This is a genomic window from Phocaeicola dorei (assembly GCF_013009555.1).
GTDB lineage: Bacteria > Bacteroidota > Bacteroidia > Bacteroidales > Bacteroidaceae > Phocaeicola > Phocaeicola dorei.
This window is the reverse complement of sequence record NZ_CP046176.1, coordinates 1,043,855-1,065,683: the sequence shown is the minus strand read 5'-3', so window position 1 is coordinate 1,065,683 and position 21,829 is coordinate 1,043,855. Positions and strand designations below refer to the sequence as shown.

General features: G+C 38.7%; 20 protein-coding genes and 1 tRNA gene. 17 read left to right on the top strand and 4 right to left on the bottom strand.

Translation table 11 applies throughout. The annotated features are described in order from the left end of the window. Window positions 1-71 precede the first annotated feature (71 nt). The 5 genes from GKD17_RS04140 (at window position 72) to GKD17_RS04120 (ending at window position 3,640) form a co-directional block, all read left to right on the top strand. Window positions 72-719, top strand: a complete 648-nt coding sequence (locus GKD17_RS04140; RefSeq protein WP_007836832.1) for an AlbA family DNA-binding domain-containing protein — start codon at window positions 72-74, stop codon at window positions 717-719. 5 nt (window positions 720-724) lie between these two features. After that, window positions 725-2,125, top strand: a complete 1,401-nt coding sequence (locus tag GKD17_RS04135; protein WP_007836830.1) for an alanine/glycine:cation symporter family protein — start codon at window positions 725-727, stop codon at window positions 2,123-2,125. Between the two features lie 140 nt (window positions 2,126-2,265). Beyond that, window positions 2,266-2,892, top strand: coding sequence for a hypothetical protein (locus tag GKD17_RS04130; protein ID WP_007836824.1), 627 nt, complete (start codon window positions 2,266-2,268; stop codon window positions 2,890-2,892). Between the two features lie 14 nt (window positions 2,893-2,906). Beyond that, entirely contained in the window at window positions 2,907-3,500 is a 594-nt protein-coding gene (locus GKD17_RS04125) for a uracil-DNA glycosylase family protein (RefSeq protein ID WP_007836822.1), read from the top strand. 67 nt (window positions 3,501-3,567) lie between these two features. Further along, window positions 3,568-3,640 (top strand) — tRNA-Trp (locus GKD17_RS04120). A 59-nt stretch (window positions 3,641-3,699) separates the two neighbouring features. Here the strand turns inward: GKD17_RS04120 and GKD17_RS04115 are convergent. Together GKD17_RS04115 and queD are read right to left on the bottom strand one after the other, a co-directional pair. Next, entirely contained in the window at window positions 3,700-4,245 is a 546-nt protein-coding gene (locus tag GKD17_RS04115) for a 7-carboxy-7-deazaguanine synthase QueE (protein ID WP_007836820.1), read from the bottom strand. Then, complete coding sequence (gene queD, locus GKD17_RS04110) at window positions 4,232-4,564, bottom strand: 6-carboxytetrahydropterin synthase QueD (protein ID WP_005839017.1); 333 nt, start codon at window positions 4,562-4,564, stop codon at window positions 4,232-4,234. Before queD ends, GKD17_RS04115 begins: the two co-directional genes overlap by 14 nt. Window positions 4,565-4,698: 134 nt before the next feature. On the opposite strand from queD, the gene GKD17_RS04105 reads away from it, so the two are divergent. From GKD17_RS04105 to GKD17_RS04085, 5 genes are all read left to right on the top strand, one after another. Next, entirely contained in the window at window positions 4,699-5,061 is a 363-nt protein-coding gene (locus tag GKD17_RS04105) for a YbaN family protein (RefSeq protein ID WP_008653116.1), read from the top strand. A gap of 172 nt (window positions 5,062-5,233) precedes the next feature. Further along, the gene (locus GKD17_RS04100) at window positions 5,234-5,527 is read left to right on the top strand and encodes a hypothetical protein (RefSeq protein WP_007836815.1); all 294 of its coding nucleotides are present in this window, start codon (window positions 5,234-5,236) and stop codon (window positions 5,525-5,527) included. A gap of 29 nt (window positions 5,528-5,556) precedes the next feature. After that, complete coding sequence (locus tag GKD17_RS04095; protein WP_007836813.1) at window positions 5,557-5,850, top strand: cell division protein ZapA; 294 nt, start codon at window positions 5,557-5,559, stop codon at window positions 5,848-5,850. A gap of 103 nt (window positions 5,851-5,953) precedes the next feature. Then, window positions 5,954-7,489: a ribonuclease Y gene (gene rny / locus GKD17_RS04090; RefSeq protein ID WP_005848820.1), complete on the top strand. Its 1,536-nt coding sequence runs from the start codon at window positions 5,954-5,956 to the stop codon at window positions 7,487-7,489. Window positions 7,490-7,678: 189 nt separating this feature from the next. After that, complete coding sequence (locus tag GKD17_RS04085) at window positions 7,679-8,479, top strand: hypothetical protein (RefSeq protein WP_007836811.1); 801 nt, start codon at window positions 7,679-7,681, stop codon at window positions 8,477-8,479. A 136-nt stretch (window positions 8,480-8,615) separates the two neighbouring features. Here the strand turns inward: GKD17_RS04085 and GKD17_RS04080 are convergent, their stop codons facing one another. After that, on the bottom strand, window positions 8,616-9,470 hold the full coding sequence (locus GKD17_RS04080; protein ID WP_007836809.1) for a patatin-like phospholipase family protein: 855 nt from the start codon (window positions 9,468-9,470) through the stop codon (window positions 8,616-8,618). Between the two features lie 329 nt (window positions 9,471-9,799). On the opposite strand from GKD17_RS04080, the gene GKD17_RS04075 reads away from it, so the two are divergent. The 7 genes from GKD17_RS04075 (at window position 9,800) to GKD17_RS04045 (ending at window position 20,617) form a co-directional block, all read left to right on the top strand. After that, window positions 9,800-11,191, top strand: a complete 1,392-nt coding sequence (locus GKD17_RS04075) for an aminopeptidase P family protein (protein ID WP_007836807.1) — start codon at window positions 9,800-9,802, stop codon at window positions 11,189-11,191. A gap of 28 nt (window positions 11,192-11,219) precedes the next feature. After that, the gene (locus GKD17_RS04070) at window positions 11,220-12,431 is read left to right on the top strand and encodes a C1 family peptidase (protein WP_032936613.1); all 1,212 of its coding nucleotides are present in this window, start codon (window positions 11,220-11,222) and stop codon (window positions 12,429-12,431) included. A gap of 165 nt (window positions 12,432-12,596) precedes the next feature. After that, window positions 12,597-14,318 carry a single-stranded-DNA-specific exonuclease RecJ gene (gene recJ / locus GKD17_RS04065; RefSeq protein ID WP_007842303.1) on the top strand — a complete coding sequence of 574 codons (1,722 nt, stop codon included), beginning with the start codon at window positions 12,597-12,599 and terminating at the stop codon, window positions 14,316-14,318. A gap of 117 nt (window positions 14,319-14,435) precedes the next feature. Further along, on the top strand, window positions 14,436-16,331 hold the full coding sequence (locus GKD17_RS04060) for a RecQ family ATP-dependent DNA helicase (protein WP_007836804.1): 1,896 nt from the start codon (window positions 14,436-14,438) through the stop codon (window positions 16,329-16,331). Window positions 16,332-16,377: 46 nt separating this feature from the next. Further along, window positions 16,378-18,591: a beta-N-acetylglucosaminidase gene (locus GKD17_RS04055; RefSeq protein ID WP_007836803.1), complete on the top strand. Its 2,214-nt coding sequence runs from the start codon at window positions 16,378-16,380 to the stop codon at window positions 18,589-18,591. A gap of 14 nt (window positions 18,592-18,605) precedes the next feature. Further along, window positions 18,606-19,556 (top strand): tetratricopeptide repeat protein, encoded by a 951-nt coding sequence (locus GKD17_RS04050; protein WP_007836798.1) that lies wholly within the window; start codon window positions 18,606-18,608, stop codon window positions 19,554-19,556. Between the two features lie 59 nt (window positions 19,557-19,615). Next, entirely contained in the window at window positions 19,616-20,617 is a 1,002-nt protein-coding gene (locus GKD17_RS04045) for an AI-2E family transporter (protein WP_007836796.1), read from the top strand. On the opposite strand, the gene GKD17_RS04040 is transcribed toward GKD17_RS04045, so the two are convergent. Then, window positions 20,618-21,793, bottom strand: a complete 1,176-nt coding sequence (locus GKD17_RS04040) for a MalY/PatB family protein (RefSeq protein WP_007836794.1) — start codon at window positions 21,791-21,793, stop codon at window positions 20,618-20,620. Between the last annotated feature and the right edge of the window lie 36 nt (window positions 21,794-21,829).

Below are 21,829 nucleotides of genomic sequence, written 5' to 3'. Positions count from 1 at the left end.
CAAACTAATATCGGCTTTTTTATCATTCGATACCCACAATATGTTTCATTTTTCCTATTTTTGCAATTGAAATGAAAGCATTAACGGATACACAATACATACGACAGCTTGTCTCGGAGGGAGAACACTGTCATCAGGATTTTAAATTCGAGATTTCGGACGCACGCAAAATAGCCCGCAGCCTTTCCGCATTCGCCAATACCGAGGGCGGCAGGCTATTAATAGGAGTAAAGGACAATGGCAAAATAGCAGGAGTCCGCTCTGACGAAGAAATATATATGATAGAAGCAGCAGCAACCATGTATTGCAAGCCCAAAGTCGAACTGGAAACGCAGACTTACAAGGTAGAAGGAAAGACTGTATTGGAAATACGTATTAACGAAACGGTTTCTAAACCTGTATATGCCCTAGATGAAATGGATAAGCCATGGGCCTATATCCGCATCAAAGACGAAAACATACTGGCCACTCCCGTCCATCTAAAGATGTGGCAACACAGCAAGAAACCTGAAGGAGCACTTGTAACATTTACCGAAAGAGAGCAACGGTTACTGGATGTCTTGAAAGAAAAAGAAAAACTTTCATTAAATCAATGTTGCAAACTTTGCAGATTAAACCACAAGACAACTTGTGAACTATTAGCAGACTTTATCCGTTTTGGTCTAGTGGAACTTGTTTTCCATGGACATAAGTTCTATTTTAAATTAAACAAGGAATAAGTAAAATGGATATACTGACCCTATTAATCAGCAGAGTGAATGATGTGCTTTGGACTTACATTTTGATCATCATGCTGTTAGGATGTGCGTTTTGGTTTACTTTTAAAACAAATTTCGTACAATTCCGCATGATAAGAGAAATGGTACGTCTATTAGGTGATTCTACCGGCAAGACAGAAGGTCGCGAACACCATATTTCCTCTTTTCAAGCTTTTGCCGTTTCCATAGCTAGTCGCGTGGGAACAGGTAATTTAGCAGGAGTTGCCACCGCTATTACTTTGGGTGGTCCGGGTGCTGTTTTCTGGATGTGGGTAATTGCTCTTTTGGGTGCCAGCAGCGCTTTTATTGAGTCCACATTGGCCCAATTATATAAAGTACACGGACATAATTCTTTCGTTGGCGGGCCAGCTTATTACATGAAAAAAGGATTAAAACAGCCATGGATGGGAGTTTTGTTTGCCTTTCTGCTTATCTTTACTTTTGGATTTGCTTTTAATTCAGTACAAAGCAATACCATTTGCGCTGCTTTCGAGGAAGCATTCAATATTCCTCCCAGCTTAATGGGAGTGATACTTACCTCGCTCACATTAGTTATCATCTTCGGAGGTATTCAGCGTATTGCCAAAGTAAGTAGTATTATTGTTCCTGTCATGGCATTGGGATACATCTTTTTATCCCTTTTCATCGTAATTGTGAATGCAAAGCATTTGCCAGAAGTTATTGAATTGATTATAGCGAATGCCTTTGGCTGGGAACAGGCATTGAGCGGAGGTATAGGCATAGCATTAATGCAAGGAATCAAACGTGGATTATTCAGCAATGAGGCCGGTATGGGTTCCGCACCCAATGTAGCGGCAAGTGCCGATGTTACCCATCCTGTAAAACAAGGATTAATTCAGACATTGGGAGTCTTTACCGATACACTTGTCATATGTACCTGCACTGCTTTCATCATTCTTTTCAGCGGAGGGGTCTCCACTAAAGAAGTCAATGGAATAAAACTTACTCAAATGGCACTAAATAATGAAATAGGCAACATTGGGACTATTTATGTAGCGGTGGCAATTCTGTTTTTCGCCTATAGCAGCATTTTGGGAAATTATTATTACGGTGAAGCCAATGTACGCTACATAACTCATCAGAAATGGGCTATCCCCATTTATCGTATATCAGTGGGGGGGATGGTTATGTTTGGGGCATTAGCCAGTCTGGACCTGGCATGGAGCCTGGCCGATATGGCAATGGGATTTATGACTATCTGTAACTTGATAGCCATTACTTTACTAGGGAAATATGCATTCCGTCTATTGGAAGACTACCGAATTCAAAAACGCAACGGGGTCAAAAATCCAGTTTTCACCAAAGACAGAATGAAAGACATTGAAAATGATTTGGAATGCTGGTAACACAAAGCAATAAAACAAAACCCCGGCATCAACCATTCAATAAAAATGATAAATAGTAAAACAAAAGGATTTTAATCAAAAATGTTTCAGTTTTTATCGCTATCTTTGCAGACAGGAAAACAATATAATTTAAGAACACAATGAGCATATTTTCAAAATTATTTGGTAAAAAACAGACAGAAGGAGAAGAAACAAGCCACGTAGGTGGTATGGAAGACTTCATGACACTGATCCGTGTATATTATCAGTCTGTAATGGCCTGCAATATAGGTATCACAAATATTAATTTTTTGCCAGATATGGCAGTTTTCAAACGTACACTCAAAATACCAACCCAAAACAACAAGTTGGGAATTGCTGAGAAATCACGCTGCAAAAAGATGTTAGTAGAACTTTATGGTTTAAGTGATGATTTCTTTAAAGAAATTGACGGTTCTATAAAAAAGAATTGCAAGAATGTAAATGATGTCAAGACTTATCTTTTTATGTTCCAAGGATTCAGCAATGACTTGATGATGCTGATAGGTAATTTGATGCAATGGAAATTCCGTATGCCCAGCGTAATGAAAAAAATGTTACGTAACATGACCGAGAAAACAATTCATGATATCATGACCAAGACCGACTGGAAAGACGAAAGCGTGCACAAGACCTGTGTTGCCATTCGTAAATACAAACAAGCCTTAGGATATTCTGAAAACTGGATGACGGAATATGTGTATAACATCGTATTACTGGCTAAAAAAGAACCAAAGCCAAAAGAATAATCATTAAAGATTTTATGAAATCCTTATTAAATATAGAAGAACATCCATTAGAGCCTTTTTTACCGGCTAACGCCAAACTGCTGATGTTAGGTAGTTTTCCCCCACAAAAGAAACGATGGAGCATGGAATTCTTTTATCCCAATCTGCAAAATGATATGTGGCGTATTTTTGGAATAATATTTTTCCAAAACAAAGAGCACTTTCTGAATCCTGATAAAAAAGTGTTTGACAAGGAACGTATTATTGATCTCTTAAATAAAAAAGGTATCGCACTTTATGATACCGCTTCAGCTGTTCGCCGTTTACAGGACAATGCCTCAGACAAATTTCTGGAAGTTGTAGAACAGACAGATATCAGTTTGCTACTGAAGCAGATTCCAATGTGCAAGGCTATTGTAACCACAGGACAAAAAGCAACGGATATTATTCGTGAACAAATAAAGGTGAAAGAACCCGTTGTAGGAACCAGCGAACCTTTTGAATTCGAAGACCGGATAATGCGATTATACAGAATGCCTTCGTCCAGCCGTGCCTACCCGTTGCCCATTGAAAAAAAATCAGCAATATACCGGGTCATGTTCAATGAGTTAGGCCTATTAAACGAATAATGAACAATATTTTTTCATAAATAGGTTTGTATATTCCAAATATTACACTACCTTTGCAGCCGCAAACACGGGAGTAGCTCAGTTGGTAGAGCACCGGTCTCCAAAACCGGGTGTCGGGAGTTCGAGCCTCTCCTCCCGTGCAAAAAAGATTATTCAATGCCACGCCATTGGATAATCTTTTTTTATATCTTCTACTTTCTTAAGGAATTTGCAAAAGTTTATGAGTTTGTAGGCTCAACCGCCACTCTGGATGTTGCAAAATGTAAGCAATCACTTCTTCTGTATTAGCACAAGAACAAGGCTGCAAAAAATAATGACTGGCAGACAAATCCAAATAAGCAGAAACATCTTGTCCCACATAAACCACTTTCACCTCATCTATACGATCTAGATTTATTTTCGCCCCTTCTTTAGGGGAACAAGTAACCCAATCTATATTTTCAGGCAGCAGACAAGTGCCGTTTGTCTCAATACAAACATACTTCCCTTCATGATGCAATGCATCAACTAATTTTTCATCAATCCACAATCCTGGCTCACCACCAGTCAGTATTACTACTTGAGTCGAATATTTTGCCACTTCCATTGCAATATCCTCATCACTCATCAATGTCCCCTCTTCATGCTGAGTATCGCAAAAAGGACATCTCAAATTGCATCCGGAAAAACGTACAAAAACGGCAGGTATTCCAGTATGATACCCCTCCCCCTGTAAGCTGTAAAATATTTCATTAATCCTTCTCATAGATAACGGTATTTCCTTCTGACTCGCGAACTTCAACCTTGAAACAAGTGGGAATTTGCTCACATACCCAGCGTGCAATATTTTCAGCTGTAGGATTAAAAGAAACAACCTCATTCAAATTCCGGTGATCCAAACGCCCCATCACCGTTTCCTTGATATGCGTGAAATCCACCACCATACCATCCTCGTTCAAAACCTCGGAACGACAATAAACGGTAATAATCCAATTGTGACCGTGCAAATTCTCACATTTACTTCTATACGACAGCTTCAAGCTATGGGAAGCTGAAATTTCCATTCGTTTAATTACTGTATACATAGCATTTAATTATAATAAGAAAGAACTCACACCTAATGTCACCTCGGTGCTACAGGACGCAAAGATACACCATAAAAAAGAATAATATAAAAAGGACACAGCATTTTTTTGTTTTTTGGTCTATATTTGCATCTATGAAAATACTATATACCATTGTAGGAACGACCTCACTCATATTAGGCATTATCGGCATATTTCTTCCTTTACTGCCTACCACCCCCTTTTTATTACTGACAGCTGCCATGTATTTCCGCAGTTCACCACGCTTGTATTATTGGCTCATCCAACAAAAATATTTAGGAAGCTACATCCGCAATTTCCGCGAGCATAAAGCAATACCTTTACATGCCAAGATCGTTTCCGTATCATTAATATGGATTACCCTAAGCTATTGCGCCATCTGGATACTACCCTACATTTGGGCAAGAATCCTGTTCCTGATTATTGCAATCAGTACCACCTGGCACATAGTATCCTATAAAACATTAAAACAGTAAACAATCCTCAACAGATATATGTAATAGTAAAAAGATCATATTCGAATAGCACGGGAAAAACAGCTAATAAAGACGTTAAAAAAGTTTTTTAAACGATAAACGATAAATTTAGGACGAAATATTTTCGTGTTTGCTCCCAATCCTTTATATTTGTGTACAATTTTGGTATAAAATGACTGAAGAAGACAAAAAGCTATTAAATACTTTCGAGGCAAAACTGAGGCATTTTATGTATTTGCATGATGAATTGAAACATGAAAATGCAAAGTTAAAGCAACTTCTCACTGAAAAAAACGAGGAGGTGAGACGATTAGAGAATAGCCGGAAAGAATTAGAAGTAATGTATACCAATTTGAAAATGGCCAGGACAATCAGTATTCATGATAAAGATATCAATGATACAAAACAACGGTTGTCAAGGCTTGTGCGTGAAGTCGACAAATGCATCGCTTTATTAAACGAATAGAAGAAGTTGAACAATAAAACGATAGTATTATGGACGATATGATGAAGATACATCTACTGATTGACAACGAACGATACCCGATGACCATTCGTCGTGAAGATGAACAGTTATACAGGGACGCTGCCAAACAGATTGACAATAAACTAAACAAATACCGTAGTTATTACCCCGATTTCAGCCCCGCAAGGCATTGGGCAATGGCTGCACTGGAGTTGGCTTTCGAAAATATTTCTATGAAAGACAGGAATGATACTGCGCCTTATCAGGAAAAATTACAGGAGCTAACCAAAGAACTTGAAAAACAGATCAGTAACAGAGAGTAATAGTTTAGAATTAATAAGGATATTCACGCACAGCTATACTGTCAAGAGAAGGGTTCTTAACAGATAGATTGTGCGTTTTTTATTTATATATAAATTAATAACAATGATAACAACGGTAATAATAGCAATTGTGTGTTTCGCTGTAGGTGGTGGCCTATCATACATGCTTTTCAGATATGGCCTGAAATCTAAGTATGACATCATCATCAAAGAAGCACAGACGGAAGCTGAAGTAATTAAAAAAAACAAGCTTTTGGAAGTAAAAGAAAAATTCCTGAACAAAAAAGCTGATCTGGAAAAAGAAGTCGCCTTACGCAACCAAAAGATTCAGCAGGCCGAAAATAAACTAAAACAACGCGAACTGATGTTGAACCAAAAACAGGAAGAGGTCCAACGCAAACGTACAGAAGCGGAAGCTATCAAAGAAAATCTAGAAGCTCAAATTGTCATCATAGACAAGAAAAAGGATGAACTGGATAAATTACAAATGCAAGAACGTGAAAAACTGGAAGCTCTTTCCGGTCTTTCTGCCGAGGAGGCCAAAGAACGCCTGATTGAATCTTTGAAAGAAGAAGCGAAAACACAGGCTGCTTCCTATATTAACGACATTATGGACGACGCCAAGTTGACAGCTAATAAAGAAGCTAAACGTATCGTTATCCAGTCTATCCAACGAGTAGCCACAGAAACTGCTATCGAAAACTCTGTAACCGTATTCCATATTGAATCGGACGAAATAAAAGGACGCATCATCGGTCGTGAAGGGCGTAACATCCGAGCTTTAGAAGCAGCAACCGGCGTCGAAATTGTTGTAGATGACACTCCCGAGGCTATTGTACTTTCAGCGTTTGACCCTGTACGCCGCGAAATTGCCCGCTTAGCATTACACCAACTGGTTACTGATGGACGTATCCACCCGGCACGCATTGAAGAAGTGGTAGCTAAAGTACGCAAACAGGTAGAAGAAGAAATTATTGAGACTGGTAAACGTACCACTATTGATTTAGGTATTCATGGCCTACACCCTGAATTAATCCGCATTATCGGTAAGATGAAATATCGTTCCTCATACGGTCAGAACCTTCTACAACACGCTCGTGAAACAGCCAATCTTTGCGCTGTGATGGCTTCTGAATTAGGTTTGAATCCTAAAAAAGCAAAACGTGCTGGATTACTGCATGATATAGGTAAAGTACCTGATGAAGAACCAGAATTGCCGCACGCATTGTTAGGCATGAAGATAGCCGAAAAATATAAAGAGAAACCAGATATCTGTAACGCTATCGGTGCTCACCATGACGAAACAGAAATGACTAGCCTGCTGGCTCCTATCGTACAGGTATGCGATGCCATTTCAGGCGCACGTCCAGGCGCTCGTCGTGAAATTGTAGAAGCTTATATCAAGCGTTTGAATGATCTAGAACAATTAGCTATGTCTTATCCAGGGGTAACAAAAACTTATGCCATCCAAGCTGGCCGCGAATTACGTGTGATTGTAGGTGCCGACAAGATTGACGACAAACAAACTGAAAGTTTATCCGGTGAAATTGCGAAGAAGATTCAAGACGAAATGACTTATCCGGGACAAGTGAAGATTACAGTCATCCGCGAAACACGTGCCGTAAGTTTTGCCAAATAAAAATCAGAAACTAGAAACTCAACTATAATCCCTCTTTTTCTTTAGAAGAAAGAGGGATTTTTCATTTTACATTCTCATATTTTATCCACAGACTGGACAAATTCAAGAAAAAATAAATTTCTAATTGCCAAGCAGTAAATCATCTAATCTCTCATTTAAACTATGTAGAACATAAAATAAGATCAAACTATGAGACTTAACAGTATGCTAGCCACAGTGCTTATTTTCCTTTGCTCTTTAGTAATTTCATCGTGCAGCAATGATGAACTTGCTCCCATCTCCTTAAAAAATAGAGAAACAGCAAATATAAAATTAAACTATCCTAATAATCAGACATACTCTTTTCCCTTGCAAGGAGGAGACGGGAATTATGAAATAAGCTGCGATAAACCGGAAATTATAGAAACTAAAATGATTTCTTCTTGTGACATATCCATAAAAGCATTAGCATTAGGTGAAGCAATTATTACTGTAAAAGATCAATCAGGAAACACACTTGACATTCATGTAATAGTAGACTATTACACCGATAATTACATTGTAAGCAAACAGGATATATTTCTTACAGGAGATTTAAAAGACTCTGAAAAACAAACAATTAAAGAAAAAGCATTAGCTACAATACCAGTAAAAACAGGAGGAGGATACAAATTTATCTATACGGATGCAGAAATAGCAAGAGGCAAAGTACTGGTTTATCAAGAAAAGTTTGGAGACAAAGCTATAGAAGGTAGTTTTGAAAGAAAGTCCAATGAAATAGAAAATGAACAATGGGGGACAAAACATCTCATCTCATTTGATTTAACTCTTCCAGAACAGCCCAAAAGAACATTTATAATTTCCGAATATATACCTTCTTCCAGGACTTCCCCCATAGTCCTCATGGCTTTTTTTGAAGATTTAAAAAAGACATTCACTATAGATTATCCGACTGTCGAGCAAGTTTATACCGAGCAAGTATTAACTGTACCGTCACATTTATATTACTAATATATTATCTTTCTTTCCAAAAGGAAAGAGCATTCATTCTTGTTATATGGGGCAGATGAAGTTCCACCCCATATAACAAGAATGATCCCCCATTCCTCCAATATCCCCATTTATAAAAACATTCTTGGCCAAAAATTTATTTTTGAAGTATTTGTTTTTCTTCAAACATTTTTTTTGCACAGACATACCCTTCCTCATATAAATCGGTCAGTTTCTTTATATCTGTTTCAATACGATCCACTTCCATCGGCTTTTCAGGACGAATTACCACAATCCTGCCCTTGTCTTCCAATTGCTCTACTAAATCAAGCTGTTCGTTGTAAATACGGCAACGTTTACTTAAAACCACGCGCAAACGAGGGTATTTTTTATAGATAAAATGAGGAATTTTCATATCCTTTCCTTTTTTGCGATATCCCCGATTACGGGTAAGTACCACTACATTTTTATCATATCCTTGTTCAATAGCACGCAACACAGGAATAGAATCCACAATTCCCCCATCAAGCATCGGCTCACCATCTACATAAGCTATAGGACAAACATAAGGAAGACTGCTGGACGCCTTAGCTATGGCAATAATACGTCGAGGATCATGTTTCTCTTCCAAATAACACGCCCTACCCGTAATGCAATTAGTAGTCACCATTTCAAAACGAGCAGAATTTTCAGCATATGTTTTATAATCATAAGGAAGAATTTCCTTAGGAAAATGTTCATAAAGCAATTCCTGATCAAGAATACTGTGCTTACGCCATAAATGCTTTATGCCGATATAATGATATTTCTCCAATAAATCAATATTACTAAACTTAGCTCTACCACGCTGGCGAGACATATATGAAAGACCATTGCACGCTCCGGCAGAAACTCCTACCCCATACGGAAACCAAACCTTCTTATCCATCATATAGTCTAATACCCCGCAGGTAAAAACTCCGCGCATACCTCCGCCTTCCAGTACCAGTCCTGTTTTATCATCTATTTTCATAATCAATGTTGAGGAACAAATCTATCCTTGAAAGAGTTCAGTGCAAAGTTAACCTTTTCAAAGTATTTAGCCGTATCTTTTATATTTATTAAATAATTGCATTCCATCATAAAAATCAATCAAATTCTCCTTCATTGATAAATTACTGAATGGCAACTTATCAAGGAAATATAAGAGAAACCTGTGAAATTAGAAAAGCAAGATTGACAAATGATAAAAATAAAGCCGAAATCGATTAAAAAATCAAATAAGCAAATAGTACTTTTAAGATTATAATTATTACATTTGCAACACAGTTCAATAAATATTCAATTAAAATAAAGTTAACCATGTTTGATTCCGCAACTTATCAAAGACGCCGTCAGGCACTTAGAAATAAAGTGCAAAATGGTATTATCCTTATACTAGGTAATAATGAAGCTCCGGCAAACTATCCGGATAACACATATAAATTCCGTCAGGACAGTTCATTCCTCTACTTCTTCGGTCATTCTCACCCCGGATATGCAGGTGTAATAGATATAGAAGCAGGAGAAGATTATTTCTTCGGAAATGATGTAGATATGGACGACATTATCTGGATGGGGCCCCAACCCAGTGTGAAAGAATTGGCTGCACAAGTAGGTATTCAGAAAAGTTTTCCTTTCCCCCAGCTAAAAGAAGTGGTAAAAAAAGCTATCACACAAGGGAGAAAAGTACATTTCCTTCCTCCCTACCGATTCGATAATATGATGCTCTTAGAAGACTTAACCGGTATCCGTGCGGCTATAGTAAAGAAATATGCTTCTGTAGAATTGATAAAAGCTGTAGTTGATTTACGTTCTGTAAAAGAAGCTTGCGAAATAGCAGAAATCGACTTGGCATGTAATATTGGTTATGAAATGCACACAACCGCCATGCGTCTATGTAAACCAGGAATAAAGGAACAATATATCGCCGGAGTACTGGATGGCATCGCCGCTTCTTATGGAAGCATGACTTCATTTGCCACTATCCTGACTCAACATGGGGAGACATTACATAACCATGACCATAGCCATATCTTAGAGCCAGGGCGCATGATGCTAACAGATGCCGGAGCTGAAAGAGTCACAAATTATTGTTCAGACCATACACGTACCGTACCTGTGGGAGGCAAATTTGAAGGACGGCAAAAAGATGTGTATAATATTGTATTGGCTTGCCATGATAAAGCATTGGAAATTACTCGTCCAGGTATAACCTATATGTCTGTACACTTAGAAGTCTGCAAAGTGCTAGTTCAAGGATTAAAAGACCTGGGACTCATGAAGGGCGACGTGGAAGAAGCTGTTGCCGCTGGTGCACATGCTTTATTCCTGCCTCATGGATTAGGTCATATGATGGGATTGGATGTACATGACATGGAAGACCTAGGACAAATTTACGTAGGATATGACGATGAAATCCGTCCTTCTTCCCAGTTCGGGCTAGCCTCTCTACGCATGGGACGTCGCTTACAGAAAGGCTTTGTAATTACTGATGAACCGGGTTGTTATTTTATTCCAGCATTGATTGACAAATGGAAAGCAGAGAAAATGCATACAGACTTCCTGAACTTTGATGCTATTGAAAAATTCAAAGATTTTGGAGGCATCCGCTTGGAAGATGATATTTTGATTACTTCGGAAGGCTCCCGTTTCACTGGCGAGAAACGCATCCCTATCACTATCGAAGAAGTAGAAACTATTATGAATGAGTAACATAACAAACAAAACTTTTATTTCTAAAATGAAAAGATTTACATTATTAGCAGCATTAGGTTTATGCAGTATAAGCCTCTTTGCACAAGATGCACAAAAAGAAGAGCCAAAGGAAGAAGGGTTTGTATTCACTACAGTAAAAGAACTGCCTATTACTTCTGTCAAGAACCAAAGCCGTGCCGGTACTTGCTGGTGCTATTCCAGTATGGCCTTTCTAGAATCAGAATTACTTCGTATGGGAAAAGGAGAATACGACTTTTCTGAAATGTACATCGTACACCAAACTTATTTGGATCGAGCTGATGCCGCCGTACGTACTCATGGAGATATATCTTTTTCCCAAGGAGGATCATTCTATGACGTTATCTATGGAATGAAAAAATTTGGTCTGGTGCCCGAAGAAGTTATGCGTCCGGGAGTCATGTATGGTGATACACTAAGTAACCATACAGAACTTACAGCCGTATCGGATGCTGTAGTAGCAGCAATAGCCAAAGGAAAATTACGCAAACTCCAAACAGATAATAACCATAATCCATTATGGAAAAAGGCCATTGCCGCTATTCATGATATCTATTTAGGTAAATGCCCTGAAAAATTCACTTATAAAGGAAAAGAATACACTCCCCATTCATTCTTCGAATCAACAGGATTAAATCCAAATGATTACATTTCATTAACCTCGTATACCCACCATCCGTTCTACGAACCATTTGTCCTTGAAATTCAAGACAACTGGCGTTGGGGACAATCATACAACCTTCCCATTGATGAATTCATGCAGGTTTTTGACAATGCCATTAATAACGGCTATCCAATCGCATGGGGATCTGATGTCAGTGAACAAGGTTTTACACGTGATGGCGTAGCTGTTATGCCCGACACGGAAAAAGTGCAAGAACTAAGTGGGTCAGACATGGCTCATTGGTTGAAAATGAAACCGGAAGAAAAGAAACTGAACACCAAACCACAACCTCAGAAATGGTGTACACAAGAAGAACGCCAGGAAGCATATGACAATTGGGAAACAACCGACGATCATGGCATGTTGATTTACGGTATAGCTAAAGACCAAGAAGGAAATGACTATTATATGGTAAAGAATTCTTGGGGAAAAGCTGGAAAATACGAAGGCTTATGGTACGCCTCAAAAGCATTCGTTCGTTACAAAACCATGAATATCGTAGTCAATAAAAATGCACTGCCTAAAGAAATTGCTAAAAAATTAGGCATCAAATAATCCGCTACTATACAATACTTTACCGCTAATTCCATAAAATATATATGGAATTAGCGGTTTTTTTATTTGTTTTTTCCTAACTTTACGGATTGATTGGGTAAGTATAACTAGAAAATGGTATCATCCCGTCTCCGAGAGCAGAAAAAAGAAAAAACAATATATAAAATGAATCACAAATGGAATTATCAACCTCCAAGCCAAGAACAGACAGAAGCAGCTAAAGCATTAGCAAAGGAAACAGGGATCAGCCCGATTCTTTGTAAGCTGTTGCTGGAAAGAGGTATAACCTCAGCAGCAGAGGCTAAAAGATTTTTCCGTCCCCAGCTTAACGAGCTACACGACCCATTCCTGATGAAGGATATGAGCATTGCCGTAGAACGGCTCAATCAAGCTATGGGCAGGAAAGAACGTATCATGGTTTATGGAGATTATGATGTAGACGGTACAACAGCTGTAGCATTGGTATACAAATTTCTCCAGCAGTTCTATTCGAACATTGACTACTATATTCCCGACCGATATAATGAGGGCTACGGAGTATCAGTAAAAGGAGTGGATTATGCCTGTGAAACAGGTGTAAAACTTATTATTGTGTTAGATTGCGGTATTAAAGCCGTAGAGGAAATTGCTTATGCAAAAGAAAAAGGTATCGATTTCATCATCTGCGACCACCATGTACCTGATGATATATTGCCACCAGCCGTAGCTATTCTGAATGCCAAACGGGCAGACAATACGTATCCTTACGATCATCTTTCAGGGTGTGGTGTAGGCTTCAAATTCATGCAGGCTTTCGCTTTGAATAATGGCATTGAATTTCATCAACTAACTCCTTTATTAGATTTGGTTGCTGTCAGTGTAGCATCAGACATCGTACCTATCATGGGAGAGAACCGAGTGCTGACACATCATGGTTTAAAGCAGTTGAACTCCAATCCCAGTGTAGGTCTGAAAGCTATTATTGATGTATGCGGATTATCAGAAAAAGAAATTACCGTAGGTGATATCGTATTCAAGATAGGTCCGCGCATCAACGCATCCGGACGTATACAGAACGGAAAAGAAGCGGTGGAATTGCTCATAGAAAAGGACTTCTCGGCAGCATTAGAGAAAGCCAACCAAATCAACCAATACAATGAAACCCGTAAAGATCTGGATAAGACCATGACCGAAGAGGCCAACCAAATTGTAGACCACTTGGAAGGACTAGCAGACCGGCGTTCCATTGTCATCTATAATGAAGCGTGGCACAAAGGTGTTATCGGTATCGTAGCTTCACGCCTTACAGAGATTTATTATCGCCCGGCAGTTGTATTAACCCGTACAGATAATCTAGCAACTGGTTCTGCCCGTTCCGTATCAGGTTTCGATGTTTACAAAGCTATCGAATATTGTCGTGACTTGTTGGAAAATTTTGGAGGACACACTTACGCTGCAGGACTATCCATGAAAGTGGAAAATGTGGAAGAATTCACCCGCCGTTTTGAGACCTATGTCACAGAACATATTTTGCCGGAACAGACTAGTGCTGTAATAGATATTGATGCAGAAATTGACTTCCGGGATATCACTCCGAAGTTCCATGCCGACCTGAAAAAGTTCAATCCCTTCGGACCAGACAACCACAAACCTATCTTTTGTACACATAATGTATATGATTATGGTACCAGCAAAGTAGTAGGTCGTGATCAGGAGCATATCAAGTTGGAATTGGTAGACAATAAATCAAACAATGTGATGAATGGCATCGCTTTCGGACAAAGTTCACAAGCACGCTATATTAAGACCAAACGTTCTTTTGATATTTGTTATACCATTGAAGAGAATACGCACAAGCGTGGTGAAGTACAATTGCAAATAGAAGATATAAAACCCAGTGAGGAATAATGGTAAAAATTTATCTTTGAAATATGTCAAAACTTTAATGACGTTATCAGATACTTATCAGAATAATAAGATGACAAGTCATTGGGGTTTTGACATAATTTTCTTATTCTCCTTCCAATGACCTATAAAGAAATTCTAAAACAATATTGGGGATATGATAACTTTCGGGGCATACAGAAAGAAATCATTGAAAGTATAGGCAACGGTCACGACACGCTAGGATTGATGCCTACCGGTGGCGGCAAATCCATTACCTTCCAAGTACCAGCTTTAGCACAACCCGGATTATGTTTAGTTATCACACCTCTTATTGCCCTGATGAAGGACCAGGTACGCAATTTACGCGACCGGGGTATCAAAGCTTTAGCAATTTATTCAGGCATGACGCGCGAAGAGATCATCGTTGCATTGGAAAACTGTATCTTCGGCGACTATAAATTCCTTTATATTTCTCCGGAAAGACTGGATACTGAAATATTCCGTAACAAACTACGGAACATGAAGGTAAGTATGATCACAGTAGATGAGTCACACTGTATATCTCAATGGGGATATGATTTCCGCCCTGCTTATCTGAAAATTGCAGAAATTCGAGAACTCCTTCCTGACATACCTATATTGGCACTGACAGCAACTGCCACTCCGGAAGTAGTAACAGATATTCAAACAAAACTAAACTTTAAAAAAAACAGTCAGGTTTTCCGAATGAGTTTCGAAAGAAAAAACTTGGCTTATATTGTACGTCCTACAGAAAATAAACAGGAAGAGCTATTACATATTTTAAATAGTGTGCCCGGCTGCGCCATTGTCTATACCCGCAACCGGAAACGCACACGTGAAATTGCCGAACTACTGGTCAATAACGGCATAACTGCCACTTTCTATCATGCCGGTTTGAATAATGATGTAAAAGATCAACGTCAAAAAAGCTGGCTCACCGGAGAAAGCCGTACTATGGTAGCAACCAACGCTTTCGGCATGGGTATCGACAAGCCAGATGTACGTATCGTTATCCACATAGATATGCCTGATTCTCCTGAAGCCTATTTTCAAGAAGCCGGACGAGCAGGGCGTGACGGGCAGAAAGCATATGCTGTTCTGCTATACGCCCAAAGTGATAAAACCACTCTCAACAAACGTATCAGTGATACATTTCCCGACAAGGATTATATCCGAAAAGTGTACGAAGATATCAACTACTATTTTCAAATGGCCATGGGAGACGGTATAGGTTGCACCTTTGCTTTTAACTTGGATGAATTCTGTCGTAACTTCAAACATTTCCCCGTACAAGCAGACAGCGCTTTAAAGATTCTGACCCGTGCCGGATATTTAGAATATACGGACGAGCAAGATAATGCTTCACGTATTCTTTTCACTATGAAACGCGACGAACTCTATAAACTACACGAGAATGATACAGATACAGAGAAACTGATAAACATCATCTTGCGTTCTTATACAGGATTATTTACTGATTATGCCTATATTAACGAAGATTCCTTAGTAATCCGTTCCGGATTAACCCGCCAACGAATCTATGAAATTCTACTGACGCTAACTCGTAGACATATCATACATTACATTCCACGGAAAAAGACACCTTATATTATATATACCCGTGAACGGCAAGAAAAGAATCGCCTTGTCCTAACTCGGGAAATATACGAAGACCGAAAAAAAAGCTATACCACCCGAATCAAGGCTATGATAGAATATGCCACAGCCGATGATAAATGTCGTAGCCGAATGCTACTCAGATATTTTGGAGAAAAGAACGAACACAACTGCGGACAATGTGATGTATGCCTTAACAAACATCATTCAGGAATAAAACAGGGGGAATTTCAAGAATTGGAAAAACAAATCAAACAGCTATTACAGGCAAACGCCATGCCTGTTTCAGAACTACTGAACCAATTGAATAGCAATCGTGAAAAAGCGGAAAAGGTACTCTCCTACCTACTTTCCGAAGAAATAATACAATTAAAAAATGGAATTCTTTCTGTATAAATCGTATCTTTGCCATTGATTTATTAACCTTTTACCCCAACAGAATATGAAAAAAATGCATCTGGCAATCATTTGTCTTTTTACCGGTTGTACTATCTTTGCCCAAAACATAGATGTACAGCCCATCCCTCAACAAGTTTCCAAACAAGGCGGACAAATCAATTTACCTGAAACTTACCAGCTCTTGGGAGAAACTGAAGCTAATCCATATGCCGTACAAGAATTAAAAGATTTATTAGGTGGAAAACACCCGGCCAATACCGGTTTGCGCATTTATATTGGAGAAAAAGGAGACAAATCTATCCGCAAGTTTACTCGTCAAATCCCCAACCAAAAGGAAGGTTATTATCTATCCATCAATAATAAGGAAATAATTCTGGCAGGGAACGATGAACGTGGAACCTACTATGCCTTGCAAACCTTAAAACAATTGCTCAAAGATAACCAATTACCGATAATAGAGATACAAGACTATCCGGCCATATGCTACCGTGGTGTCGTAGAAGGATTTTACGGGACTCCCTGGAGCCATAATGCCCGTCTTCGCCAACTTCAATTTTATGGTGAAAACAAAATGAACACCTATATATACGGTCCTAAAGATGATCCTTACCATAGTTCTCCCAACTGGCGCTTGCCTTACCCCGAAAAAGAAGCAAAACAATTACAGGAATTAGTAAAAGTAGCCCAAGAAAACGAAATAGATTTTGTTTGGGCCATCCATCCAGGGCAAGACATCAAATGGAATAAGGAAGACCGTGAACTATTATTGGCAAAATTTGAAAAGATGTATCATCTCGGTGTCCGTTCTTTTGCCGTCTTCTTTGATGATATTTCAGGAGAAGGTACTAACCCTGTGAAACAAGCAGAACTGCTGAACTACATAGATGAACATTTTGTAAAAGTAAAACCAGATGTAACTCCCCTTATCATGTGTCCCACGGAATACAATAAAAGTTGGTCCGACCCTGCTAAAGGATATCTTACTACTTTAGGAGACAAACTGAATCCATCCATACAAATTATGTGGACAGGAGACCGAGTTATTTCCGATATTACCCAAGATGGTATTCAATGGATAAACGACCGGATTAAACGTCCGGCATATATATGGTGGAACTTTCCTGTTTCCGATTACGTTAGAGATCATCTGCTCATGGGACCAGTATATGGAAACGATACTCAAATAGCCCATCAGATGTCTGGCTTTGTAACTAATCCGATGGAACATGCCGAGGCTTCTAAAATAGCTATTTATAGTGTAGCCTCATACGCTTGGAATCCCCAAAAATATAACAGTGAAAAAACTTGGAAAGATGCTATTATGAACATTTTGCCCGATGCAGCCACTGAATTGGAATTCTTTGCTGCCCACAATTCGGACTTGGGTCCCAATGGACATAAATATCGCCGAGAGGAATCTGTAAATCTCCAACCTACAGCGCAAAGCTTTACTGAAAGTTACATAAAAAATAAGACTTACACTGAAAAAGATTTCTCTATTCTACAAGAAACCTTCAGCCAGATGATTGAATCAAGTGATATTTTAGTCGCCCATGCTGATAAAAATCCGATTATAGTAGAAATCATGCCTTGGCTTTATCAATTCAAACTATTGGGAGAAACCGGAAATGAAGTATTGGCAATGGTCAAAGCATACGACAAAAATGACCAATCTTTATTTATGCGTAAATACAAGCACGTGAAAGCCTTACAACAACAAATGTTTCAAATTGACCAGACATACAACCAAAACCCTTACCAGCCGGGTATAAAGACAGCAGGAAGGGTAATCAAGCCATTGATTGATCAAACTTTCGCCACCGTCACGCAATGCTATAACCAAAAATATAGTACACTGCTGAATGCTGAAACCGACTATATGCCGCATAAACTAATAAGCGATATCAGTCAGATAAAGAACTTACCTTTACAGGTAAAGATAAACCGCATTCAGATTTCTCCGGCGCTGGAAGTTATCAAATGGCCCGGTAATGGTTCATTGACTATCGAACTGGATCAAGTTTATCCCGGAGAAAATATAGAGATAGATTTCGGGAAACCGGAAATCGCAACTTGGGGAAGCCTTGAGATATCTGCAAATGGAAAAGATTGGAGTAAAGTAAACTTTACACAAGAAAAGAACCTACTGACTGCCAGTTTACAACAGAAACCAATAAAGGCAGCACGTTTTACCAACATGCAGCATCAGGAACAAGAAATTTACCTCAGACGATTTATTATAACAATAGACAAATAAAACAACTATAAATTATGGGCTTATTTAAATCCTTATTCGGCGGAAACAACATCCCCGAAACCGAAAAAGAGAAAAATGATAAAAAGAACTTCGAGATTTTAAAATACGATGGCATCCGCGCCCAACGTATGGGTAAACTACCTTATGCCATTAAATGTTTTGAAGAGGCAGTTGCCATCAACGATGAATTAGAAACTCTCAGCCTGCTAGCCACTGCTTATACACAGGCGAACCGACTAGATGACGCCCGTATCACACTAGACCGCATGGCTACAAAAGATCCTGAACAAGTAAACACCTTCCTTTCACTAGCTGGCATCTGCTATATGCAGGAAGATTACGAAAATATGAAGGATGCCTGCCAAAAAGCTTTGGTTTTAGATAATAAGAACCCCCTATCTTTCTATTTGACAGCAAAAGCAGCTATCGGCATGAAAGATGATATCACTGCCATTGCCATGCTGACTAAAGCTATCGTATTGAAAGAAGATTATACCGAAGCATACCAGCTACGCGCTGAAGTACTTTGGAAAATGAAACAAGCAAAAGATGCTGCTGAAGATATACAAAAGTTACTCAGCCTCAATCCCGACGACGAACAAGCCTTGCTCTTGAAAGGAGAAATTCTAGCCGCCACCAATGAACCGGAACAAGCACAAGAATGTTTTAATCAAGTATTGTCACTCAATCCGTTCAATGAAAAGGCCTATATCCTGTCAGGCGAACTATATCTGGCAAACAAAGATTTTGACAAAGCATTGGTTATATATGATGAAGCCATTGAAATCAATCCAAACTTTGCCAAAGCATATCATGAACGAGGACGTATCAAATTACTTAAAGGAGACAAAGACGGATCTGTGGAAGATATGAAGAAAGCAATAGAACTGGCTCCTGAAAATGAAATTAATATTAGCGGTCAATACAATAATTATGAAAACATGACTAAGAATGTTCCGTTTTAAAAGCGGAACATTTCAATTCGTTTTATTGTTTATTTATATACAAAATAAGCAAAAAACACATGAGCGTAAAAGAACAATATTGGAAATACTCCCTTATCACCATTATACTGGGATTAGGACTTATTTTATTTATAAAAATGTCTCCTTTCATGGGAGGTATTTTAGGAGCATGCACCATTTACATTATGGTAAGAAAACAAATGTTTTATCTTACCCAAGAAAAGCATTTCAAAAAAAGCATTACAGCCATTTTACTCTTGATAGAAGCTATTATGTGCTTTCTTGTACCTTTATCATTGGCCGTATGGTTATTAATCAATAAATTACAGACGGTAAACGTAGATACGACAGGTTTTATCCATACGGTAACCAATCTTGCCGATTGGCTCCATACCAAGACGGGATATGACTTACTAAATGCGGAAAACATTTCATCCATAGCCTCAATTCTTCCTGCCATCGGACAGTTTCTGATGGGAAGTATCAGTAGCTTTGCCGTTAATGCTTTCGTATTGGTCTTTGTTCTCTATTTCATGCTAATTGGCGGAATTCAAATGGAAAAATATATCTATGAGTTACTTCCTTTCAGCGATACAAACAAAAAAAATGTACTGAAAGAAATTAATATGATTGTAAGGAGTAATGCGATAGGTATTCCCTTACTAGCAGTCATTCAAGGAGGAATAGCTACATTAGGTTACTATTTATTTGATGTACCCAGCGCGCTATTGTTTGGCTTCCTGACCTGCTTTGCCACCGTCATTCCTATTGTAGGAACAGCATTGGTATGGTTCCCGCTAGCTGCCTATCTTGCTCTTTCAGGAGATTGGACACATGCCATCGGATTACTTCTTTATTGTGGATTAATTGTAACAAACATTGATAATCTCATCCGTTTTATTCTGCAAAAGAAGATGGCAGACACCCATCCACTCATCACCATTTTTGGAGTAGTCATCGGACTTTCTTTATTCGGATTCATGGGTGTCATATTCGGACCGTTATTGTTATCCATCTTCATTTTATGCGTGAATATTTTCAAGACGCAATACTTAAAATAATCACTTTATATATAGTTGATAAGCATCCGCCAGTTGTTTCATCGCCTTTTCGATGATACAACGCGGACTTGCCACATTTAAACGCATAAAGCCAATACCTTCCTTACCAAACATCTCCCCGTCATTCAATGCCAAATGTGCTTTATCTACAAAGAATTCATTCAAATCTTTCTGGCTCAACTTCAGTTCACGGCAATCCAGCCAAACTAAATAAGAAGCCTCCGGACGAATGGCCTTGATTTTAGGTGCATGATTTTTCAAAAAATCGTCTACAAAATCTATATTTCCTTGTATATATGCCAAACATTGGTCAAGCCATTCCGTACCATGACTATAAGCAGCCTCAACAGAAAGAAAAGCAAAGACATGTCCCATATCCAACTCACCGGCATCCATATAGATACGGAAACGTTTACACAAATCTTCATTAAAAATAAGAGCATGTGAGGCAGATAGTCCCGGCATATTAAAAGCCTTGCTAGGAGACATAAAAGTAACAGAGTTCATTCGAGCCTTTTCACTGACAGTAGCAAAAGGACGATGTGTATGAGGAGGTAAAGTCAAATCCGCATGAATTTCATCCGAGAAGACCAATACTTTCTCATCATAACAGATATCAGCTATCGCTCGTAACTCTGCTTCAGTCCACACAACGCCACCCGGATTATGAGGATTACATAAAATAAACAGCTTACAACCTTTAATCTGTTCACGAAAAGTATCCAAATCCATACGATACATGCCGTTTTCCCATTTTAACGGATTGGTAACCAAAGTGCGCTCATTACGAGTAGTAACCCATGCAAAAGGATGATAAACAGGAGGTTGAATCATTACCTTATCCCCTTTCTGAGTAAAACAATTCATAGCCATACCGATACCTGGTACAATGCCGGGAACAAAATTTATCATTTCCTTGACCACAACCAGATCATAACGCTGTTTTACCCAGTTTATAATCGCATTATAATAGCTATCTGGTTTACCTGTATACCCTAGAACTTCATTTTCGCAACGTTTACGGATAGCATCTGTTACAAAAGGAGCTGTGGCAAAATCCATATCAGCCACCCATAAAGGAATCAAATCCGTACGTCCCCAAATATGCTTCAGCCCTTCTACTTTCTCAGCAGACGTACCGCTGCGATCTATCACTTTATCAAAATTGTATCTCATTGTTTCTATTTTTAGGAATTGTCGCCCAAATATAGG